This window comes from Savagea serpentis, from assembly GCF_015351395.1.
GTDB classification, from domain to species: Bacteria; Bacillota; Bacilli; order Bacillales_A; family Planococcaceae; genus Savagea; species Savagea serpentis.
Genome location: NZ_JADKPV010000001.1, coordinates 678,923 through 699,430, shown reverse-complemented (window position 1 = coordinate 699,430; position 20,508 = coordinate 678,923). Strand labels below are relative to the sequence as shown.

At 42.9% G+C, this 20,508-nt stretch carries 22 protein-coding genes; 4 read left to right on the top strand and 18 right to left on the bottom strand.

Going from position 1 to position 20,508, the window contains the following annotated elements; translation table 11 throughout:
- Window positions 1–79: 79 nt before the first annotated feature.
- On the bottom strand, window positions 80–295 hold the full coding sequence (locus IRY55_RS03575; protein ID WP_194561875.1) for a hypothetical protein: 216 nt from the start codon (window positions 293–295) through the stop codon (window positions 80–82).
- Between the two features lie 768 nt (window positions 296–1,063).
- Between IRY55_RS03575 and IRY55_RS03570 the strand changes: the two genes are divergently transcribed.
- Complete coding sequence (locus IRY55_RS03570) at window positions 1,064–1,777, top strand: 3-ketoacyl-ACP reductase (protein ID WP_194561874.1); 714 nt, start codon at window positions 1,064–1,066, stop codon at window positions 1,775–1,777.
- 59 nt (window positions 1,778–1,836) lie between these two features.
- Here IRY55_RS03570 and IRY55_RS03565 read toward each other — a convergent pair whose 3' ends face one another.
- The 14 genes from IRY55_RS03565 to IRY55_RS03500 form a co-directional block, all read right to left on the bottom strand.
- Complete coding sequence (locus IRY55_RS03565) at window positions 1,837–1,965, bottom strand: ComEA family DNA-binding protein (protein ID WP_194561873.1); 129 nt, start codon at window positions 1,963–1,965, stop codon at window positions 1,837–1,839.
- Between the two features lie 75 nt (window positions 1,966–2,040).
- Window positions 2,041–3,075, bottom strand: coding sequence for an excalibur calcium-binding domain-containing protein (locus IRY55_RS13575; protein WP_328799609.1), 1,035 nt, complete (start codon window positions 3,073–3,075; stop codon window positions 2,041–2,043).
- A gap of 114 nt (window positions 3,076–3,189) precedes the next feature.
- The gene (locus IRY55_RS03555; protein ID WP_194561872.1) at window positions 3,190–4,296 is read right to left on the bottom strand and encodes an ABC transporter ATP-binding protein; all 1,107 of its coding nucleotides are present in this window, start codon (window positions 4,294–4,296) and stop codon (window positions 3,190–3,192) included.
- Window positions 4,293–5,984: an ABC transporter permease gene (locus IRY55_RS03550; protein ID WP_194561871.1), complete on the bottom strand. Its 1,692-nt coding sequence runs from the start codon at window positions 5,982–5,984 to the stop codon at window positions 4,293–4,295. Before IRY55_RS03550 ends, IRY55_RS03555 begins: the two co-directional genes overlap by 4 nt.
- 58 nt (window positions 5,985–6,042) lie before the next feature.
- Window positions 6,043–7,065 carry an ABC transporter substrate-binding protein gene (locus IRY55_RS03545; protein ID WP_194561870.1) on the bottom strand — a complete coding sequence of 341 codons (1,023 nt, stop codon included), beginning with the start codon at window positions 7,063–7,065 and terminating at the stop codon, window positions 6,043–6,045.
- A gap of 1 nt (window position 7,066) precedes the next feature.
- The gene (gene surE, locus IRY55_RS03540; RefSeq protein WP_194561869.1) at window positions 7,067–7,870 is read right to left on the bottom strand and encodes a 5'/3'-nucleotidase SurE; all 804 of its coding nucleotides are present in this window, start codon (window positions 7,868–7,870) and stop codon (window positions 7,067–7,069) included.
- Window positions 7,867–8,664, bottom strand: a complete 798-nt coding sequence (locus IRY55_RS03535) for a sugar phosphate isomerase/epimerase family protein (RefSeq protein WP_194561868.1) — start codon at window positions 8,662–8,664, stop codon at window positions 7,867–7,869. Before IRY55_RS03535 ends, surE begins: the two co-directional genes overlap by 4 nt.
- A complete protein-coding gene (locus IRY55_RS03530; RefSeq protein ID WP_194561867.1) occupies window positions 8,654–9,493 on the bottom strand; it encodes a PHP domain-containing protein in 840 nt (279 codons plus the stop codon). Before IRY55_RS03530 ends, IRY55_RS03535 begins: the two co-directional genes overlap by 11 nt.
- Before the next feature lie 749 nt (window positions 9,494–10,242).
- Entirely contained in the window at window positions 10,243–10,380 is a 138-nt protein-coding gene (locus IRY55_RS03525) for a hypothetical protein (RefSeq protein WP_194561866.1), read from the bottom strand.
- A gap of 260 nt (window positions 10,381–10,640) precedes the next feature.
- The gene (locus IRY55_RS03520; RefSeq protein ID WP_194561865.1) at window positions 10,641–11,435 is read right to left on the bottom strand and encodes an ABC transporter permease; all 795 of its coding nucleotides are present in this window, start codon (window positions 11,433–11,435) and stop codon (window positions 10,641–10,643) included.
- A complete protein-coding gene (locus IRY55_RS03515) occupies window positions 11,419–12,045 on the bottom strand; it encodes an ABC transporter ATP-binding protein (protein ID WP_194561864.1) in 627 nt (208 codons plus the stop codon). The genes IRY55_RS03520 and IRY55_RS03515 overlap by 17 nt, the downstream gene beginning before the upstream one ends.
- 489 nt (window positions 12,046–12,534) lie before the next feature.
- Window positions 12,535–13,320: a YwqG family protein gene (locus IRY55_RS03510; RefSeq protein ID WP_194561863.1), complete on the bottom strand. Its 786-nt coding sequence runs from the start codon at window positions 13,318–13,320 to the stop codon at window positions 12,535–12,537.
- Window positions 13,317–13,823 (bottom strand): SMI1/KNR4 family protein, encoded by a 507-nt coding sequence (locus tag IRY55_RS03505; protein WP_235961008.1) that lies wholly within the window; start codon window positions 13,821–13,823, stop codon window positions 13,317–13,319. Before IRY55_RS03505 ends, IRY55_RS03510 begins: the two co-directional genes overlap by 4 nt.
- A gap of 43 nt (window positions 13,824–13,866) precedes the next feature.
- Window positions 13,867–14,757, bottom strand: a complete 891-nt coding sequence (locus IRY55_RS03500; protein WP_194561861.1) for a YjjG family noncanonical pyrimidine nucleotidase — start codon at window positions 14,755–14,757, stop codon at window positions 13,867–13,869.
- A 301-nt stretch (window positions 14,758–15,058) separates the two neighbouring features.
- Between IRY55_RS03500 and IRY55_RS03495 the strand changes: the two genes are divergently transcribed.
- Window positions 15,059–15,760, top strand: coding sequence for a DUF3221 domain-containing protein (locus IRY55_RS03495; protein WP_194561860.1), 702 nt, complete (start codon window positions 15,059–15,061; stop codon window positions 15,758–15,760).
- Window positions 15,761–15,806: 46 nt separating this feature from the next.
- On the opposite strand, the gene IRY55_RS03490 is transcribed toward IRY55_RS03495, so the two are convergent.
- On the bottom strand, window positions 15,807–16,205 hold the full coding sequence (locus IRY55_RS03490) for a hypothetical protein (protein WP_194561859.1): 399 nt from the start codon (window positions 16,203–16,205) through the stop codon (window positions 15,807–15,809).
- A gap of 117 nt (window positions 16,206–16,322) precedes the next feature.
- Between IRY55_RS03490 and IRY55_RS03485 the strand changes: the two genes are divergently transcribed.
- Both IRY55_RS03485 and IRY55_RS03480 read left to right on the top strand, forming a co-directional pair.
- The gene (locus IRY55_RS03485) at window positions 16,323–17,447 is read left to right on the top strand and encodes an SPFH domain-containing protein (RefSeq protein ID WP_194561858.1); all 1,125 of its coding nucleotides are present in this window, start codon (window positions 16,323–16,325) and stop codon (window positions 17,445–17,447) included.
- An 11-nt stretch (window positions 17,448–17,458) separates the two neighbouring features.
- Window positions 17,459–18,565 carry a hypothetical protein gene (locus tag IRY55_RS03480; RefSeq protein ID WP_194561857.1) on the top strand — a complete coding sequence of 369 codons (1,107 nt, stop codon included), beginning with the start codon at window positions 17,459–17,461 and terminating at the stop codon, window positions 18,563–18,565.
- A gap of 67 nt (window positions 18,566–18,632) precedes the next feature.
- Here IRY55_RS03480 and IRY55_RS03475 read toward each other — a convergent pair whose 3' ends face one another.
- Both IRY55_RS03475 and IRY55_RS03470 read right to left on the bottom strand, forming a co-directional pair.
- Window positions 18,633–19,538: a ferrochelatase gene (locus IRY55_RS03475; protein WP_194561856.1), complete on the bottom strand. Its 906-nt coding sequence runs from the start codon at window positions 19,536–19,538 to the stop codon at window positions 18,633–18,635.
- A gap of 1 nt (window position 19,539) precedes the next feature.
- Complete coding sequence (locus IRY55_RS03470) at window positions 19,540–20,508, bottom strand: ABC transporter substrate-binding protein (RefSeq protein WP_194561855.1); 969 nt, start codon at window positions 20,506–20,508, stop codon at window positions 19,540–19,542.

Below are 20,508 nucleotides of genomic sequence, written 5' to 3'. Positions count from 1 at the left end.
TTATCCCATGTACTTAAAACTACTGCTCCTATTAAGTTTTTCTCACTGAGCAGTAGTTTTAAGTTTTTGATTCACTTAATTAGCCCGTATGACAAGCAGTAGCGCAGTAGTAACAACCGTCAAAATTAGTTTTTCCAGATTGTCTTTTAGCCGCTTGAATTGCACTGCGACAATCGCTATGGAAGCCAGAAATAAAAACTCGATTGCTTGTGATCGGTAAACGTGAACACGTCGAAACATGCACTTCATGATTACCGCGTTGATCCTGATTTTTATTATAAAGATATGTTTTCATTCTCTTCACCTCCTTCTATTTACATTATAAATTAAGTGAACTTTATTTTCAAATAAAAAAAAGAGAGTGAGTTTTCTCACTCTCGAAAACACTCTAAAAAAGTTGTGTTTTCACGACACATAATAAAATAAGTTTTTCAATCCACTTTCTTGCCAATCAAGGGGAGAGACAAGAAAGACAAAGTCCCCTTGCAAAAATATATCATGGCACATGAAAAAATGTCAACAAGCACCCCTCTATACAAATTTCAATGCACTCTCTCTATGTAGAGGGAGACAAAAATCTCGATGACCCTGGTCTACCACCAGAGCGATTTCAATCCACTCCCTCTGTGTAGAGGGAGACGGAGCATAACCCTTTTTAGGCTTGCGCATCTTACCATTTCAATCCACTCCCTCTGTGTAGAGGGAGACTACGAGGGGGTGTGTTTGGATCCCTCAATTACTACATATTGTGCCTCATGTTCCTTTTTCTTGCAAGTGACATTTAAAACTTCACGAAATCTTCATAAAAGAGGCCGTTTTCTTTGCGAAGGTCCCGGGTTTTTCATGGGCACTTCAGGTTCGCAGTAAAGTGACATTAAATTTTCCGCTTTCTATAAATGTCGCTTATCCTTTTTATTTTGTCTCACTCTGTGGGGTCACTACCAAAAGGTGGGGTTTTTGTGAGCACTTCGGGTTCGTAGTTTGGAAGCGAGCATTCTATTTGCCTTTGTTTCAAGACATATCGCATGATAGGCATTCACTATTTTTTAGGGAGAGATGAACAATGTCATTACAAGGAAAAATTGCAATCATTACAGGAGCGGGGAAAGGGATTGGACGCGCTACCGCTTTAACATTAGCGAAGCAAGGTGTTTCACTCGGTCTCATCGCACGTACGAAAGCTGATTTACAAGCAGTTGCTGAAGAAGTTTCAGCACACGGAGTTCGCGTAGAAATTGCAACAGCGGATATTACAGATAACGCACAAGTCGAACAAGCGATCGATCAATTATATAAAGCATTGGGCAAGTTTGATATTTTAATTAACAATGCGGGAATCGCTAAATTTGGCGGCTTTTTAGATTTAACGATCGAAGAATGGGAACGCATCATTCGCGTAAACTTATTCGGAATGTACTACGTCACACGTGCCGTCTTACCGAAATTAATTGAACAAAAATCAGGAGATATTATTAATATTTCATCCACTGCTGGAGAAAAAGGCGGTGCTGCGATGAGTGCTTACAGCGCATCTAAATTTGGCGTCATGGGCTTAACAGAATCGCTCGCGATGGAAGCTCGTAAACACGATATTCGCGTTACCGCATTAACACCAAGCACAGTCGTTACTGACTTAGCGATCAACGAAGGATTAGTGAAAGGCGATGAAGAAAACATGCTACAACCAGAAGATGTAGCTGATCTCGTCCTCGCATCCCTTCAACTCAACCGCCGCGTCTTTATGAAATCAGCAGGCGTTTGGACAACAAATCCATAAGCTCATGTAAAAAAGAGGTAAGTCAAATTTGGCTTACCTCTTTTTCTTTTCATCTTACATCACAACGTAATATGCGGTTTCATTTTTTCGTATGTTTTCGGTCCTAGTTGTTTCACTTGGAGTAGTTGTGTTGTACTCGTATAAGGACGCCCTGCGATAATGCGTGCCGATAATGTTTTTCCAAGCATTCCCTAAATCTTCATGACATAACAAAACCCTGTCTCACTCGTCTAATTGATGAGTGAGACAGGGAAAAATGTGGATTAACGTTCACATGCCCATCCGTCTTTATCCCGGTCGTGTTTTGCTTGATAAGAAGGATGAGTCGATGGTACGCCATTTGGATATACTTTGCGCATTTCTGTACAGTTCGCAAAGAGGTGTGGTGTTTGATCTTTCGGTGCAGGTGTGTTGTGAATATTATTTTGCACCGTTCCTGAGACACCACCTCCGCCTCCTTTTGAACGAGGTGCCTGTTTCGGTTGTTGTGCTGCTACCCATTGTTGACGCTTTTGCTCTGTTTGTTGTTGAAGGGCACGTTTTCGATCATCTGATAACACTGTGTTTGTTCCGATATTTTGTTTGAAGATTTCTAGTTCAGAACCTGTAGTTTTATTTGCTAACAATGTCTGAAGTCGTTGAACTTCTGCTTCTTGCGTTGCAATCCACTCTTCTTTTTTATTTGTAATCTTTTGTTGAAGGGCACGTTTTCGATCATCTGTTAATACGAGATTTGCTCCTACATTCGTATAAAATGTATCTAATTCTCCTGCTGTATTCTTTTGTGCAAGTATTCCTTCTAAACGTTCAACTTCAGCGAGCTGTTCTTGCTCCAACAAGTCCGCACGTTTCGTTTCTGCTGCTTCTTTTAATTCCTCTAAATCTTTTTCAGACAACATTTCATTACCTTCAATATTTTTAACAAAAGTTGCAATCGTAGATGCTGTTGTAAGTTCTTCTAATTTTGTTGTTAAACGGGCCATTTCTGCTTCAGCTTCTGCAGACGCTAACTTATCTTTTTTAGATTGTGTCATTTTCTTTATTTTCTTCAAATCTTTCTCAAGTAACTGATCATTGTGATCGAGATTGAGAAGAAATACATCAATAGATACTATGTTCTCTAGACTTTCTAATTCTTCTGTTAAGCGATGTAACTCTTCTTTAGATATTTCTTTTTCTGTCGGTAGTTGAGCGACTGCTTCTGTTTCTTCTTGCTCCAACTTTTCATTTTCTTCACTGCATGCTACAAGACCTAATAAAGTTGCTGTCAAAACAGCCGATACAATTAAACGCTTCATCCATTCATCGACTCCTTTTCATATACTATAATATAACCATAATAGTATTATAGGAGGATTTGTTTGTATAAAATTAACAATGTGTTCATTTTTACACTTCGTTAATAGTCCATATTACTTAAATATATTTCTCGCTTGATTCGTGTCTTCAAACTCCTTGTCTCTATTAGACGATGTAACATTTGATATCCCTTCCCACTCAACGACGATTTCTTCCTCGATTCTAGCCATTTGAGGAGCGGATGAAATAATTGTTAATCTTTGTTCTCCTACTCGCACGGTGTAATACATTTCTCTTCCTTGAAACGATACGTTTTCCACGATTCCACGCAGTCCTTCTCCGCTCCGCTTCAAATGAAGTTGCTCGGGACGAATCGGACATTGCCCCGCTTCTTTAAAAGCGTCTGAGATGTCAGGGACAACCCAGTAAAAAGAAGGATGCCCATACGGATAAAAATGCTCCCCCCTCCAAACACCGTTCAAAATATTAGCTTTTCCGACAAATGTCGCGACGAAAGGTGTAGCGGGATGATAATAAATGCTTGTAGGGTCTCCCATTTGTTCGATGTGTCCGTCTTTCATGACGACGATTTTATCAGCCATGGCGAGTGCTTCGCTTTGATCGTGGGTGACATAGACGACGGATGGCTGTAGCGTACGATGAATCGTTTGAATTTCATCGCGCAATTCGATGCGTAACGCTGCGTCTAAACTACTTAACGGCTCATCCATCAATAATAATTGAGGTGAGGCTGCTAAAGCGCGCGCGATGGCGACCCTTTGTTGCTGTCCGCCTGATAATTCGTGAGGCATACGCTTTTCATATCCTGATAAGCCGACAAGTTGCAACATACTTTCTACTTTAGCGTCCATCGATGAAAATGCTCGTTTTTGATGCAAAAAGCGATGATGTTTTAAAGGAAATGCGATTTGTTCAGCGACTGTCATATGTGGCCAAAGAGCAAACTTTTGAAAGACGAGTCCGATATCTCTTTTTTCTGGCGGGACGACCTTTGAAGCATTTGCGAGGATTGTCTCGTCCATCCGAATTTCTCCAGAAGTCGGTGAAGTGAAACCGGCCAGCAAACGAAGAAGTGTCGTCTTTCCGCATCCACTCGGCCCAACAATTGCGACAAACTCACCCTCCTCAATTGTTAAGTCAATGTCTCGAAGTGCCGTCGTTTCGTCAAATTTTTTCGTCACGCGTTGCAGTTGAATCATCGAATCATTCCTCCTCGTTTTTTATTTTTCATCCGAAGTAATAGTGCCACGAACAAAGCAACACTTGCCATTAAACTAAGAACGATGACAGAAAATGCCGTCGTATAAGTCGTATATCCAGCTTGTTCATAGTTAAAAATCATAACACCAACGGTTTCTGTTCCACTCGACCATAAAAGAGAAGATACGGTCAATTCCGTAAACGTCGTCAAGGCGACAAATAAGGCCCCGATACTTACTCCTGTCGCCACTAACGGCCACAAAATTTCCTTCCATTTCGCAAATGGCGAAGCACCGCTCACTTGTGCCGCTTCTTCTAAATCAATACTCACTTGCGCAAATGCCACCGCACTCCCTTTCACTTGTAAAATGAGGAAGCGTGTAAAGTAAGCGAGAATTAAAATTTTTCCTGTTCCGTATATGTTTGGGTTCCACCCAGGCAAGGGTTCCATCCATGCTAAAATCATCGACAAAGCCAATACGATACCAGGAAGTGCGTAAGGAATCGTAATCATTCCTTCCATCCACCGACTCGTCAACGTATTCGAACGAGATCGAACGTAAGCGAGCGCTGTACCGATGATGATCGTGAGTGCGACTGTAATGACAGCAAACATACCGCTCGTTTGTAAACTGTTCCACACTTTATCCGTATCCTGGAGTAAAAATTGATAATGGCTCAACGTTAAATTTTCAAAACGGAACGGAAGTCCATACACTTTAATTACCGATGTTTTGACTAAAACGAGAAGCGGGACAATCGTCAGTAAAAGAACACTGCTCCACAATATAAGTTCTACATAAATTTTCTTTTTCCCTAATGGAATACGCGGTGTCGTAACGACGGGTGCCGTCTCCGAAATATGTTGCTTATTTTTTAAAATGAGATTTTGCAACGTGTAGCCGACTAAAGCGATCCCAGCGAGAATCGCAGATAACGCGGCCGCTCGGCTAAATGCTCCTGGACCAAACCCGACCACTTCTTGATAAATCGCTGTGCTCAAGACTGTAATATGCGCAGGAATTCCAAGAAAAGCAGGAATTCCGAAGTTATCTAAATTCGTTAAAAAGGCGAGTAATCCGCCTCCTACTAATCCTGGCAAAGCGAGCGGAAACGTAACTTGTTTTAATACCGTCCATTGATTACCGCCGGATACGCGTACCGCTTGTTCTAACTCTAAAGGGATACGTTGTAACATCGTTAACGTAAATAAAAAAACGAGGGGAAAATGACTGATCATTAATACGAAAATAATACCGCCGATACTGTACAAGTTAATTTGAAAAAGTTGAGCAAACTGCGTCCAACCGATCGTCAAAATATAAGAAGGGACGATGAACGGCATCATTAACAACAGTTGCATCACCTTTTTTCCACGCACGTCTGTATAGGCAATTACATACGCGTAAACGAAACCGAGTAGTAATGCACCGAGCGTTGCCCAAACGACAATCCACAATGTACGTCGAAACATTTTCCAAAATTGAGCATCTTGAAAAATTTGACTGAAATGCGCAAGCGTAAATGAACCGTCCGCTGTGACACTCATCCAAATTAATCGTACGAAAGGCCAGACAAATAAAATGAAAATAAATAAAATAGCACTCAGCGTAAACCATTGATTCGAGGAGATAAAGCGCTCTCGTAATCGCACCTCTCCTTTTCCTTTCATCGCCATCGTCGACATGGACATCCTCCTTAGAAAAAAGAGATAGGTGACGATTTCTCCCTATCTCCGTTTTTGCTTATTCACCAAATAATTGTGAAAACTGACGTTTATCTTCTTCTCGTTCTTGCACCAATTGTTTCAAATCAGCTTCCATCACATTCATGTCTTGAATACTTTTTAATCCTTCTGGCGCTTCTAAGTCTTCACGAATTGGTGTGTAACCTAACGAGCGTGCTAATTCTTGTCCTTCTTTTGATAATACGAAATCGATAAAGTGTTTGGCAGCTTCTTCATTTTTCGCATCTTTCATTAATGCGATCGGCTCTGTGATAACAGGTACACCTTCTTCAGGATACGTTAACGTAAGTGGAGAACCTTCTTGAATGGCACGTGCAACGATGAAATCTACAACGAGCGCATGAGCACGTTGACCGCTTTGCACTTCTTTCAATGCCGCTCCATTTCCTTGTACGACCATTAAATCGTTTTGTTTTAACTGTTCAAACATTTCCCAACCGAGAGATTGACGTGTAAACACTCCAACATTATACGCAGCAGCACCTGAGTAAAGCGGACTCGGCATAACAGCTTGTCCTTTTTCACTTTCTTTCAACAAATCTGCCCATTTTGTCGGCACAGTTGAAGCGACATCATGATTCGTTGCGATCACCGTCGCCATCGCTTTCGTCCCTGCATACATAAAGTCTGAATCGATAAAGGCTTCTGGAATTTCTGCCATTTCTTTTGATTCATATGCCTGTAGTAAATCTTCTTCTTTCAATCGTTCGAACGTGACTGCATCCGCTACAAGTAAAACATCTGCTTGTACAGCTCCTGCTTCTTTTTCAGCTAAAACTTTACCGATAACTTCTTCTGTGCCTGAACGGAATGTTTGCACATCGATGTCTGGATACTTTTCTTTGAACGCTTTCACTAATGCTTCCGCGTCACTATCTGGCTGAGAAGTGTAAAATTGAATCGTACCACTCACTCGTTCTTCTCCTTCTGTTTGCTCCGTCGGTTCTTTTTCGTCATTTGCTCCACATGCTACGACAAAAGTCATCATCGCTACGATCAGCGCCATCCACATTTTTTTCATTTTAATATCCTCCTCGTTTGATTAACGCATGGTGTTCCATTTTTTCTAACCATTGTTGTTTCGCTTCCACTTCATAATGTAAGCGGAGGGGGTGCCATGTACTCGTCGTTAAAAAATGCGCATTCAATAAATACAAATCACTTTGTTCATCGAGCGATTGCACATCTTGACGGTAATCCGTCAACCAATAAATCGTACGTTGGTGAGGCCCTTTCGAAACCATATGGCGATAGCGCTGAATGTTTAAATCAATCGTCGCCCATCGCATCCCTCGATACTGTTCATCATCGCTCGCTGGAATATTCACATTCCATAAATGACGACTTGCGACGACGTCTTCTAAAAAAAGCGACAACCATTCATACATCCGCTTCGTCGCCCGTTGAAAATCGACCGTTTCGACATCGTATTCATCATACGAAACGGCAACAGCCGGAATGTCATAACTAATCGCTTCCCTCGCGCCGCTTACCGTTCCTGAATAAAACAAATCACGTCCAACATTCGCTCCGAGATTCATGCCAGAAAACACGACATCAATCGGCGAATGAATTAACACATCGCAACCTAATTTAATCGCATCTGTCGGTGTTCCGTTAATGCTCCAAGCTTGTACATTACGCCCGAACACATTCGATTCTTTCGCTTCGATCGGTTGACGTAAGGTGATGGATTGACTAATCGCACTTCGCTCTTTATCCGGAGCGATGACGTACACTTTTCCAAAATGTTGTAACACATCGACGAAAGCGAGAAGGCCAGGCGCAAAAATGCCATCATCATTCGTCACTAAAAAAGTCTTCATACCGATTGTTCTCTCCTCTCGCTCATCTGCTCTAAGTGGCAAAGCCCCGCCAGATGCGCACGTAAAAATTGTTCATCTTCCGACACGTCAAACCCTTCTAAAATGAGCGGAACCTTTTTATTTAAAATGTACGGCATCAGCCTCGACCATTGAATCTCGCCTTGTCCAACCGGAACATGAAAGGCTAACGGTGTCGCATCGCTCATATGAATTTTATTCACGCGTTCCAATTGAAGGAATGCTCGTTCTGGTTCTTCTCCTAAACTACTGTGCGCCACATCATACGTCGTATACACCCAATCCGAACACGCTTCAAGTAACTCATTTAATTGTGTGGGTGTCGTATACATTTCTTTCCGAATCGGCTCCATCAATTCAAAAGAAACGGGCATTTCATACTGTTGGGCCAATTGATCAATCGCTTCTACACTGTACAGCATTTGTTCTCTATGCCAATCATCCAGCAATGAAATTGAAGAGTGTCGTCCTGGATGAATCGTCACATCGTCCGCCTGTAGTAATTTCGCAAAGTGTAAAGATTTCTCGATTTCTTCTAACGATTGTTGGCGCACTCCTCGGTTGATTGATGAAAGATTTAAATCCCAACTCGCCGCATGCACAGTCCGTGCTTGACTATAAGAAGAAAATACATCCGCGATTTCTTTCGGTGAAAGGTTAAAAAATTGGGCTTGTTCATACCAAAACTCAATGCCCGTAAGATGATACGTTTCTAATGCTTTCGCCATCTCCAAAACAGATCGTCCCCAAAACAATGTCGAAGAACTATATAACATGTCCACGCTTCCTTTCTAATAAAGAGGTCATGAATGGATGTACACTCGCTTCATCATAAAGAACACTTCCTGGCAAATACGGATTGCGTGAATGTTCTCCGTGATAATCACTACCGACCGAAACATATAACCCGTCTTCTTTTGCACGTTTTAACCACGTGTTCGTCATTTTAATCGTGTGACGACTATGGAAGGCTTCGACACCTTCAATGCCTTCTTCTTTCAATTGTTCCCACGACCAATGTTGTGCGTACAAACCAGGATGGGCTAATAAAGCGATGCCTCCTGCTCGTTGGATTAATCGGATCGCCTGCTCTGAATCGTATGGAGGGCGCTCGACATATGCAGATTTTCCTTTCACTAAAAATGTGTCATACAGCTGTTTCGCTGTATATTCTGGATAATGGAGCGCTAATTCTTCTGCGATATGCGTGCGCACAATAATCCCTCCCGTCGCCCGCTCCATACAACGTTCCCACTCAATCGCAAAACCGAGTCTTTGAAGACGGTCCACAATGTCTTGACTCCATGTAATTCTCGTCTCTTTTCTCCAATTACAATACGCACGGAGATCCGCATGATCGACATCGATGCCATACCCTAAAATATGTAACTCTCCTTGAGGACCTTCCGAATTAATTTCGATACCTGGAATAACATCGGCAACCGCTTGTAATGCGTCTAATTCCGGATCATCATACGCCGCTACTGTATCGTGATCGGTAATTGACACGTGCGTCACTCCTGCATGGCGCACACGCTCTGCTAGTTCCGCAATCGTGTCTTGTCCATCTGAATGAATCGTATGCATATGTAAATCGATTTTCATAACATCTCCTTCCTTTCCCCTCTATCTTAAAGCGCACGTATTGAGGACATATCATAGTTTTATAAAGGTCATGTAAAACTATGAATATTTTTCTTCTTTTCAATTTCCGTTATTTTACACGTATTTCACACGTCGTTCATGAGTACTTTACAAACGGTAAAACCTTTCGTCATATAAGAAATTCATGACGTATATCGAGAAGTAAAAAAGTTCGTAAGGAAAGGTTAAATCGAACCTATACATGATGAAGACATACGATGCTCTTCTGAAAGGGTAGAAAAAACGCATGGAATATCGCAACTTTCAGTGTTGTGACAACATATCGTCTAATATTTTGAAAACAAAAAAGATGCGATTCAACGTTACATACCTGGATCGCATCTCTTCTCTCATTTATCCTCTTTCCGAAACTCTTCAAGAAGCGTTTATAGCTGTTTTCATCATACCTAAATAAAAAGAACGACTTCTTGCTACTCCAGCCAAAAACCGTTCTCCTCTTATATAAAGATTGAATATTCCTATCTACTTGCTCTATTTTCAAAATGGCCGGGATGACGACTTTCCGATTCGCTTGTTCCAATTGTTCTAAATCTTTCACCCATTGTTGTTGACTTTCGATTGTCTTCGTATCCGCCATAAATAAATGACTTCCCGCCGATACTAAAATACCCCCGAGGAATAGATCATCCGCTTCGTTATAAAGCGTCTGTTTTCAAGGTCGTCTCCAAAAATCGTAAACGTCGTATCCCCTAACACGATCGCCTCTTCCATACTTCAGGTATGACAATTTCATCAGGCGCGCCGTCTTTCAACGTATCCGCCCACACCGCTAATTTTGCTTCGTACGTATTTTGAATACGCTCAATCGTCGCAGGAGTCGCTACCACTTTCGCATCATAGTAGCGTTTTCTTAATTCTCTAGGAACACTAGAATCTTTTAGTAAGAAGAAGCAGATTCCTATGAGTTTGCTTCTTTCTTATTTTAAAACTATTGTTGTTTTTTTAAAAAATAAATATGGGCTTTTTGTGAGCTTTTTAAAAATCACGTGTCAAAAAAGTGTCACTTTGACACATTTTCTATTATTCCCGTTTTCCCGATGATTTTTTCTTATTTTTTGACACATGATTTTATAGGTCTTTTTACTTTTTATTTCTTTTCTTTCAGTCTTGGTTTCAGCTGAGCATCCTCAAAGAAAGTCTTGTAAGCCAGTTGTGTGAATAGGATGACGCTCATTGCGACACCACCTAGTATCCCGAGCATAATAGCCAATTGGTACTGTATCGCTGTCACTGGACTGAGACCTGCTAGGATCTGCCCTGTCATCATACCAGGAAGGAAGACAATCCCCATTCCAACCATGTTGTTGATTGTTGGGAGGACGGCGGAGTCGAAAGCTCGGTCGACGTAGCGTTTGACGGCTTGTTTTGGTGTCGCGCCTAGCATGAGAGCGGCTTCGACTTTGTCCCTGTTGTTCGACATATTGTCAAGTAAGGACTGGATGCCGAGCGTCACGCCTGTCATCGCATTGCCGACCATCATGCCCGCAATCGGTATGACGTAACGCGGGTCGAACCAAGGCGAAACGTTTAAGACGACGAAGTTGAAATAAAGCAGTGCTACAATCGAGCCGGCAAACATCGAACTAGCGATGACGCGTTTTAACGCTTTCGGCATAGCGTAAGGGACGCGCTTATATATGTTGTAAATCGCAAACACTTCCATTGCGAGCACGATGCCGACGACGAGCCAAGCATTCGGATTGTCAAAAATGTACGCAAGGACGTACCCTGCAATGACGAGCTGGATCGTCATGCGCAATGTTGCAACGGTTAATTGCATTTTGCGTGAGATGCCACGCCATTGAAAAATGAGCAACACAAAAAGAACGAATACGTATGCGCTCACGAGACGCCAAAATTCAATATCAATCAACGATTTCACCCGCTTTCACCGTAATGATCCGGTCGCTCACTTCTTCAGCGAGTGTTTTCGAATGCGTGATGATGATAATCGTTTGTCCGGCTTGTTTCGCATTGCGCAAAAATTGTCGCATCACGTCTTCTTCCGTATGATCGTCTAACGCAGACGTCGGCTCATCTAATATGAGGACGGATGGATTCATTAGAGCAACCCGTGCGAGTGCAATCCGTTGTTTTTCGCCTCCTGACAATGTCGCCACATCATCTTCTAATGATTGAGTCAGTTTCATCTCTTGTAGCACACGCATCATTTCTTCTTCTGTCGCTTCTGTTTTTTCCGCATAGTGTAAACCGAGCTGCAAATTGTCACGGATCGTTCCTTCTACGATGAGCGGTGTTTGCGACAACATGACAACGTCGCGACGTAACGTGACCGCGTCCATTTTCTTAAGGTCTTGACCTTTATATGTAATCGTTCCTTCGGTTGGGCTATTCATTTTATTGAGCAATTTCGCAAGCGTCGACTTCCCCGCTCCACTTTCCCCGACGATACATGTGATGTCTCCTTCGTGAATCGTCAAAGTGGGGACGTGTAACACGTTTAAAAAGCGAATATTTTGGAATTCAAACATATCCTCATCCTTTCTCCTATTCTGTACCCGATTTCTCTTATTTTACACAACTTCGGTGAAAGAATGCGCGATTTCAATGATTCTCGATAAGAAAAAAGTTGAAATAGCAAATGCGCCATTCCAACTTTTCTCATTTAAATAATCGTATTCTAGTTTGTTTCGCACACCCTCTCCGTACAGAGGGGGACTCAAACCGAGACTGAAAGACAAAAAGTGAATTTAATTTCAATCCACTCCCTCCATACAGAGGGAGACAGTTAGTTTAATTGTTGTGTTTATTCCATCGTCATATTTCAATCCACTCCCTCCATACAGAGGGAGACGGCGAGGGGTAGGTTTTTTTACTCTTCTATACTACATATTGTGCCTCATTTCCCTTTTTCTTGCAAGTAACTGCTTGTACTTCACTAAACGTTCGTAAAGTATGCTTTTTTCTTTGCGAAGGTCCTGGGGTTTTCGTGGGCACTTCGGGTTCGCACGCTTTTTTGTTTAATGGCAATCCCAGTTGTATAAGACGTTCGAGAAATTGCGGTTTTTTAAGTCGTCTGGGTGAATGAAGAAGTTGGCGACGCCTGCATCGCCCCACATACATTCAATCGTATCGTCTGTATCGAGTTGGAAAAGTAATTCATATTCTTTTAAGACGTCGTCGCTGTAGGCGCGAGGATCTTCTTGGGTAAAGTACGGATAGCCGCCGAGTTGATGACCGGAAGAAGAGAAGTTTTCCCATAACTCGTCTAGTACTTCATCTTCTTCATCACCTAAGTCTAGTGCTGTCCAATCGTACTGTTCGGTAAAACGGAAATCGTCGCATGATAAATACATCTCTTCTTGCGTAAATTGTAAAGTTCCCGCTTCTTCCATCGGAAATCCGTACTCTTCCACAGGAATGTGTGGAATGTCTGCCCATTTCGTTTCGTCTTCTTCTACCGTTTCATGATAGACGACGCGAAATGTATCTTGTTTTTGCGGGGCGTCGAAGTCGAGACCGTACAGATCGTCACTTACGATAAAAAATTGCAGTAAGCCCGTCGTCGGATAGTGTGGCAATGGTCGTTCGATTTCGTCGAAACGAATTTGCGCCAATAAGCGGAGCGGTGTGCCGTCTTGTGCTGTCGGATAAGGCATCGTTTTTAACCAATAAGGTGTGCCGCCAAAATGACTTTGCGTGCGGGATGGTTGTTCTCGTTTCGTCTGGATGCGAATCACAGGGCGTGCGGTTTGTTCTAAACCTTGGCGCCACGCTTCTAATTGTTTCGGTAATTGTATAGTCATACGTCCCACTCCTCTTCTAATCGTAATCCATTTATAAATTGTTCAAAGTTGTCAGCGAGCTTCGTTTCTTGTTCGCATTCTACATCGATATGGACGACAGACGGTTCTCCCGTCGGTCCACACGCTCGGTAATCGAGATATACGAGGTCGTGGCCAGCTGACGGGCAGTCACAAATCGCTACGCCAATCGCAGGATAACCCCATTCACTCTCCCAAAAATGAGTGCCCATCTCTCCCGCAATGCCGTATTGATGCGTGCTCGATAAAGGGAAGAACGCTGTGATGGCGATGTGGTCTTCTGCCCAAGATGTCGCCTCGCTTGTCGGATACGTGGAGCGAATCGGGATTCCTCCGTTTTGTCCACGCATGAAGTCGATATAACGGCTCGGTAATGTGTAGCCTAATCGTTGTTCTACTGTTTTAATCTCTTCATCTGTCGGCGTTGGTGCGACGTATGTTTCGGTCGCGTATTCGCTCATTTCCCAAAAATTTTCGATCCTCAACATCCCCTTTCCCTTTCCATTATAAAAGAACAAACGTTCGCTTTCAAGTGTGAAGAACATATTTTAATTGGGTATCGAAATCGAGGACGAGATGCGCGGGCTTCGTCGTGCGTAAAAACCCGAGTGCGTGCAATTGTTTTTCTACCGCGTGCCAATCTTCTAACCACATGAAATGGTCAATCATTGAGCGATCGCCTACATAGACACGTTCTTCTTCTAATTGATAATGATCAATGCGAATGCGCACAGGTTCTTGCCACGTCACTAAACGTTCTAAATCCGCATAGTCGTGAATGATGTAATCGATCGGCTGATTCGGAATCGATGCCCGTTCAGGATTGAACCAACAGCTCGGAACACCCGCTCTCCGCGCTCCTTCCATATCGCTCGTCAATGAATCCCCAATGACGAGCGCTCGCTCTGCTTGAAATTCGGGAATCGTTTCGTTTACCGCTTCAAAAAATCGCTCGTCCGGCTTTTGGACACCGATTTCACTCGATACGAAACGATAGGCGAAAAAGGAATCGAGGTTAGATCGTTTTAATCGGGCATCTTGCGTATTTCCGACACCGTTTGTCACAATCGACAAGCGATGATGACGTTCTAAACGTCGAAGCATGTCATACGCTCCGTCAAAACTGTAATCATCCGCTGCAAGCAACGAACGAAAACGCTCATCTAAAGCGACACCATCGCCTTCTAATTGATATGCGTCTAACCATTTCGTAAAACGGGTTTCTAAAATCATCGGAACCGTTATTTCTCCCGCTTCCGCCGCTTGCCATAAGGCACTGCTGATCGTGCGAAATGTTTCGAATCCATCCGCATAATCGATACCGTAATCCGCAAAAATCGTTTGAAGTGCCGCTTCCTCTCCTTTTTTAAACTGCAGTAACGTATCATCCACATCAAATAATAAATCTGTATACAACACCATCAACCATCCTTTCTCATTTCTTTAGTATACCACGCTGTAACGCCTCTGAAAAAGTTGTCAACTGTTACACCTCGAAATAAAAATGACAATTCGTTCGTTTTTCAGACATTAGTTCGTCAAAAGTTGCTTTAAACAAAAATCTTGTCGCTTAAACATGTATTATGCGGAAAAGTCGTTAATATTTGATTAAATTTTTGTGTCCGCACTTTGTCACATTTTCAAATGCGAAACAGCAATACATACAGCGGAAACATCGCTATGGTATGTTCGTCTTAACAACTAAAGGAGCTGAACATTCATGAAACGAAATATATTAGGTGCCGTCACATTATCATCGGTTTTACTTTTAGGCGCATGTGGTTTAGGGAATACGATGAAGGTCGAACAACAAGAAGGCATCGATGCCGCACAAAGTGAGGAGGTTGCCCAAATGCCAGGCACAATCGGATTAATCGACGACATTACAGATGAGCGCATTTTAATTACCGTAGAAGAATCGTCTGTCTTTAACGGCAAAATGAAAGGTCAACGCATTTTCTTCTCAACGGGAGAAATTGACGACGAAACGAAAGCACAATTAAAACGTGGACAAAAAGTAAAAATTGAACATGGCGAAGCATTCGGTATGAGTCATCCACCGGTCGGCAACGCTGAAAATATCGAAGTGATCGACAAAGCGATGAGCGAACAGCCACATGTGATGATTTTTAAATATGACGAAGGTTCAACAGACTACTTACGTCATGGCACTGTGACAGGTGCCGCGATCGCATCAGTTGAAACAGTATTAGAAGATGCGACTTGGGAAGATGCAGCATTTCCATTTGACGGTCCAGCAGACTATCAATTTTCTATCGAAACCGCTTCTTCCCCATTTAAAGAACAAAATATCTTTATGAAAAATACAGACGATGGCGTTCTTTTATACAACGCAGCGACTGAACAAAAAACAATCGTCTCAGGCGGCATGTCACAAAAATTAGTCGAATTAATTAAATAAGTGCACACAAAAACCAAGCACCTACTTAAAGGGCTTGGTTTTTCATTTATCCTTCATAACATGTACTATGCTTTTTCACGATATACTTTTTACATTGTCTGCCACTTTCATCGTACCGTTCCTTGTCGACGTGTAGCGCCAGTTGAAAATTGCCATTTTCGATGCGAAGGACGTCTTCTGTTTCCCATACGAGATGTAAACGTTCACGAGCTTCCGCAACATAAATCGTCCGATTTCCTACATTGACAATCGCCCGTACCCCACCTGCCGCACCCCCGTATAATTCGTAGCGAATGACCGCTTCATGTTGATGATTCGGAGATACGATCGGGTCTCCGTCTACTTCTCCGCGTTCCGTATACCATTCCGACGTCGTCCATATTCCCCAATTCACCGCTAATCCGATGAGCGCAATGCCGATTCCGAACCAAATGATTTTTCGCAACTCGTTCTCCCCCTTTACTACGTAACGTGTCCTTCTCAAACAAGTTCCCTCTTTTCATGAAACTTATTCCGATTTGTAGCGTATAATAGCTATATCAACATTAGAGGAGTGTCGGCGATGAGCATTTTTAACTTTTTTAAAAATCAATTTATCGAAGTAATTGAATGGACAGATGACAGTTCAAACACATTAGTGTATCGCTTCCCTGTCGCAAATAATGAAATTAAAATGGGCGCGAAATTAATCGTGCGTGAATCACAAGTAGCGATTTTCGTCAATGAAGGAGAAGTGACGGATGTATTCGGTCCAGGGCATCACGAACTCGTGACACGCAATATGCCCATCATGACGAAGTTAAAGTCATGGCCTACTGGTTTTAATTCTCCGTTCAAAGCGGAAGTGTATTTCGTCAATACGAAACAGTTCATCAATCAAAAGTGGGGTACGTCGAATCCGATCATGATGCGCGATCCAGAATTCGGTGTCATCCGTTTGCGCGGGTACGGAATTTATTCATATCGCGTCAGTGAGCCGAAAGTGTTTTTACAACAATTGTTCGGGACGAACGGAGTGTATACGACCGAAGCGATTGAAGGTCATTTGAAGAAGATGATCATTTCAGGACTCAGTGATTTATTTGCAGAATCTGGTATTCCAGCGCTCGATTTGGCGATGCATTACGATGAATTAAGTGAAGCGGGTCGTGAAAAAATGCGTCCGCGTTTTGAAGCATTCGGTTTTGACATTACATCGCTCTACATCGAAAACTTATCGCTTCCGAAAGAAGTCGAACAGACGATGGACGAACGCACGAGCATGGGTGTTTTAGGCGATATGAACCAATACCAACAATTCCAAGCGGCGAAAGCAATTCGCGAAGCGGCACAAAATGAAGGGGGCGCTGCAGGATTAGGCGCGGGCTTCGGAGCGGGTCAAGCGATGGGGCATATGTTGAACCAAGCGCAAACGCAACAACCAAACACGCCAAGTGTTCCGAACGTGAAACCTTGCCCACATTGTCAAGAGGCGATTCCACACGACGCGAAGTTTTGTTCACATTGCGGGAAGTCTACAGCACCTGATACTGTTCCATGTGTGTCATGTGGAGCGGCGATGCAAAAAGGAGCGAAGTTTTGTCCAGATTGTGGAGCGAAACAACAAGCAGACTGTCCGAAATGTGGTCATGTGAACGCTCCAGGTACGAAGTTTTGCAGTGAATGCGGAGAAAATTTACAACAGTGAGGTGACGAGCGATGCCACATGAACTCCATACGGAAGAAAAACAAACGACGATTTTCCAATGTGCGTCTTGTGGCGGTAGCGCCCTTTTCGACCCGGAAAGTCAGCAGTTAAAATGCCAATTTTGTGAGTCGTTAACGCCGATTGAGCGGACCGATGAACAACATATTGAATATCCCCTTTGGGAAACACTTGCGACATATGAGCGAGGAGAACGGGAAACGACACGTGTTTTCCATTGTGATAATTGCGGAGCGGAAACGGTGCTCGATCCATACAATATTGCGGACTTTTGTTCGTTTTGTGGTTCGAGTCATATCGAAGAACAAAATGTCGAAGAAGTCATTACACCTTCTCTCGTCGTTCCTTTCCAAGTGACACATCAACAGGCGATTCAAAAGTTTCGAGAATGGATGAAAAAGCGCTATTTCGCCCCGTCTAAATTAATGCAGCTGCATCAAATGGATAAGCTGACAGGAATCTACATTCCGTATTGGACATTCGATGCGGATACGTTTAGCAAATATACGGTCAATGTTGGAACGCATTACTATGTGACTGAAACGTACACGTATACGGACAGCGATGGTAAAACGCAAGTCGGCACGCGTACCGTTCAAAAAACACGGTGGCATATTGAAAGCGGGACATATACAGAATGGTTCGATGACATTCTCGTGCAAGCGACCCACCAAACAGCAAAAGCACTCATTCGAAAAGTCGAACCTTTCCATCTCGGTGGATTGACGGATTACAAAGATGAATACATTTCAGGCTTTTTAGCAGAGCGTTATGCGGTCGGTCTCGACGCTGGATGGAACATCGCGACACAAGCGATGGATAGCGCAATTCGTTCTGGCATCGAGTATCAAGTAAATGGCGACATCGTTCAAATTATGAAACTAAAAACCGAGTATTCGGACGAAACGTTTAAACATTTATTGCTTCCGATTTGGCTATCTTCTTTCCGTTTTAAAGAGAAGACGTATCAATTTATCATTAACGGACAAACTGGGAAAGTGAGCGGCCAAGCGCCGGTCAGTTGGGTAAAAGTATTACTCACCACACTCGGTATCGCATTCGTCGCTTTTCTCTTTTATATGTATATGGAAATGCAATAATAAAAAGTGGAAGGAGCGTATCACACACGCACCTTCCACTTTTTACATTGTTTTGAAATTAACGATTCTATCCTTTTTGATGAATGGCATTTTTAATATAACGGAGTAAGCATTGTACAAACTCAAAGCTGTCATTCAAGTAAGGGACTTGGACGAACGGGACGTCATATCGTTTCGTAATCGTTTGAATGTCTCGCCCTACCTCTTCTCGCGCCTCGACATTTTCGATGATCGACATCAGTTCGAAAGCAACGATGGGGCGAGGTCGTTCTTCTAACAATTGCGTACATACTTCTTTCACGTCTGGCCCGAGCCATTTTTCAGGCGCAGGACGACCGCTTCGATACGTGATCGAACATGATTGCGAAAATGGACGCATAATGCGTTGCACGAGCGTTTCGTAAGAGCGAATAAATTCGACATTCGCTTTTCGTATGCCTGGCATACTGTGCGACGTAAAGAGGATATGCGCTTCTTTTTTCTCCTTGCCGAGCCAATGTAAAGTGCGTCTCAAACGATTTTGCAACAACTGAATGAATGCTTCATCTTCACCAAATGGTCCGATATGACGAACGGGAATCGCATATTCATTGGCGATCCGTTCTACTTTTTGTTCGTACCATTTCACTCCTGTCGTAGAATAAAGAGGTGTGAGTGGTAATGTGAACAATTCATCGGCTTCTTGACTAGCGCGACGTGCGACGTCTTCGATGAACGGTTCGGTATGTTTACATCCGATGACGACGCGCCACTGCTCATCTTCTGTTGAAAGTTGCCCTTCTAACGCTTCCGCAATACGCTCCGTTACTTCTGTTAAAGGGTCTGGAAATCCGACTTCTTCAAACTTCTCTCGCCCTTCTTCTGCATAAGCTTCCGTATAATAACGTCCGAGCAAATGACGATAAAAGGCATCCAATGATTCAAGTTGGGGAATGGCGCTATAACTGAATAAAATAAGTACCTTTCGTTTCATCTTACTCTCCTAACCAATCGACAAGCATGCGCAATCCTTCAATATTCGCAGCATTCGGGTTTAAGAAATATTTCGCTTCCACGACTTTGATGCGTCCTTCTTTCACAGCGCGTAACGTTTGCCACGCTGCGTCATTCAGTAAAGCTTCGTATGCCGCTTCTTTCTCCCCTTTCCAGTCGAGTAAAATAATATAGTCCGGGTCCATTTTTAATACTTGTTCCATTTCCGCTTTCGCAGAACGCTCTAATCCGATTTTTTGTACGGCAGGAATCGCTTTCGCTTGTTCGATAATGTCTTGTGACACATTACCAGGTCCCATCATATAAGGTCCTGTCCCTGGTCCAACTTCTGACAATACTAAGACGGATGGTTTGTCTTCTTCCCACGTAATCGCTCCTTGAATGTCGGCGATCTCTCGCTCCATTTGGGCGACAATATTATTCGCTTTTTCTTCTTCGCCAATCGCTTTTCCAATCGTTTTTAAATTCGTACGATACGCTTCCATTGAACGCATCGTTTCGAAAGCGAGAATCGGTACATTCGCTTGACGCAAAATATCGTAGGCGTCTTGTTCTTGCCCGTGCATTTTGGTGAGTAAAAGCAAGTCCGTTTCATAAGACAAAATTTGTTCAGGATCGATATGCACTGCAGAAGCGATATGTTCTGTAATTTTCGATGCAGATTCCGGATATGTCGATAAATAAGGGTCTTCAATCCCTTTTGAAATGGCGACAACCCCTTCTCCGTCTGTTAATTGCATCACAATTTCTGCGACATCTAACGAAAGCGGTAATATTTTTTCAGGCTTTTGTTCGATCGTGACACTCTCTCCTTCTAAAGTGATCGTTTTCGGATATTGTCCTACTTCTTCTTGTACGGCAGGTTGTATCGGTTGTTGTTCCGCTTCTTGACTACATGCAGCGAGCGCGAGTAATAAAGTAAAGCTCGCTCCTTTCATCCATCGGTTCAT

Excerpts from the sequence above, each read along its gene's own strand:
- IRY55_RS03575 (WP_194561875.1), bottom strand. The coding sequence starts at position 295 with ATGAAAACATATCTTTATAATAAAAATCAGGATCAACGCGGTAATCAT.
- IRY55_RS03570 (WP_194561874.1), top strand. The coding sequence starts at position 1,064 with ATGTCATTACAAGGAAAAATTGCAATCATTACAGGAGCGGGGAAAGGG.
- IRY55_RS03565 (WP_194561873.1), bottom strand. The coding sequence starts at position 1,965 with ATGCTTGGAAAAACATTATCGGCACGCATTATCGCAGGGCGTCCTTAT.
- IRY55_RS13575 (WP_328799609.1), bottom strand. The coding sequence starts at position 3,075 with ATGAAGCGTTTAATTGTATCGGCTGTTTTGACAGCAACTTTATTAGGT.
- IRY55_RS03555 (WP_194561872.1), bottom strand. The coding sequence starts at position 4,296 with ATGATTCAACTGCAACGCGTGACGAAAAAATTTGACGAAACGACGGCA.
- IRY55_RS03550 (WP_194561871.1), bottom strand. The coding sequence starts at position 5,984 with ATGTCGACGATGGCGATGAAAGGAAAAGGAGAGGTGCGATTACGAGAG.
- IRY55_RS03545 (WP_194561870.1), bottom strand. The coding sequence starts at position 7,065 with ATGAAAAAAATGTGGATGGCGCTGATCGTAGCGATGATGACTTTTGTC.
- surE (WP_194561869.1), bottom strand. The coding sequence starts at position 7,870 with ATGAAGACTTTTTTAGTGACGAATGATGATGGCATTTTTGCGCCTGGC.
- IRY55_RS03535 (WP_194561868.1), bottom strand. The coding sequence starts at position 8,664 with ATGTTATATAGTTCTTCGACATTGTTTTGGGGACGATCTGTTTTGGAG.
- IRY55_RS03530 (WP_194561867.1), bottom strand. The coding sequence starts at position 9,493 with ATGAAAATCGATTTACATATGCATACGATTCATTCAGATGGACAAGAC.
- IRY55_RS03515 (WP_194561864.1), bottom strand. The coding sequence starts at position 12,045 with ATGTTTGAATTCCAAAATATTCGCTTTTTAAACGTGTTACACGTCCCC.
- IRY55_RS03510 (WP_194561863.1), bottom strand. The coding sequence starts at position 13,320 with ATGACTATACAATTACCGAAACAATTAGAAGCGTGGCGCCAAGGTTTA.
- IRY55_RS03495 (WP_194561860.1), top strand. The coding sequence starts at position 15,059 with ATGAAACGAAATATATTAGGTGCCGTCACATTATCATCGGTTTTACTT.
- IRY55_RS03485 (WP_194561858.1), top strand. The coding sequence starts at position 16,323 with ATGAGCATTTTTAACTTTTTTAAAAATCAATTTATCGAAGTAATTGAA.
- IRY55_RS03480 (WP_194561857.1), top strand. The coding sequence starts at position 17,459 with ATGCCACATGAACTCCATACGGAAGAAAAACAAACGACGATTTTCCAA.
- IRY55_RS03475 (WP_194561856.1), bottom strand. The coding sequence starts at position 19,538 with ATGAAACGAAAGGTACTTATTTTATTCAGTTATAGCGCCATTCCCCAA.
- IRY55_RS03470 (WP_194561855.1), bottom strand. The coding sequence starts at position 20,508 with ATGAACCGATGGATGAAAGGAGCGAGCTTTACTTTATTACTCGCGCTC.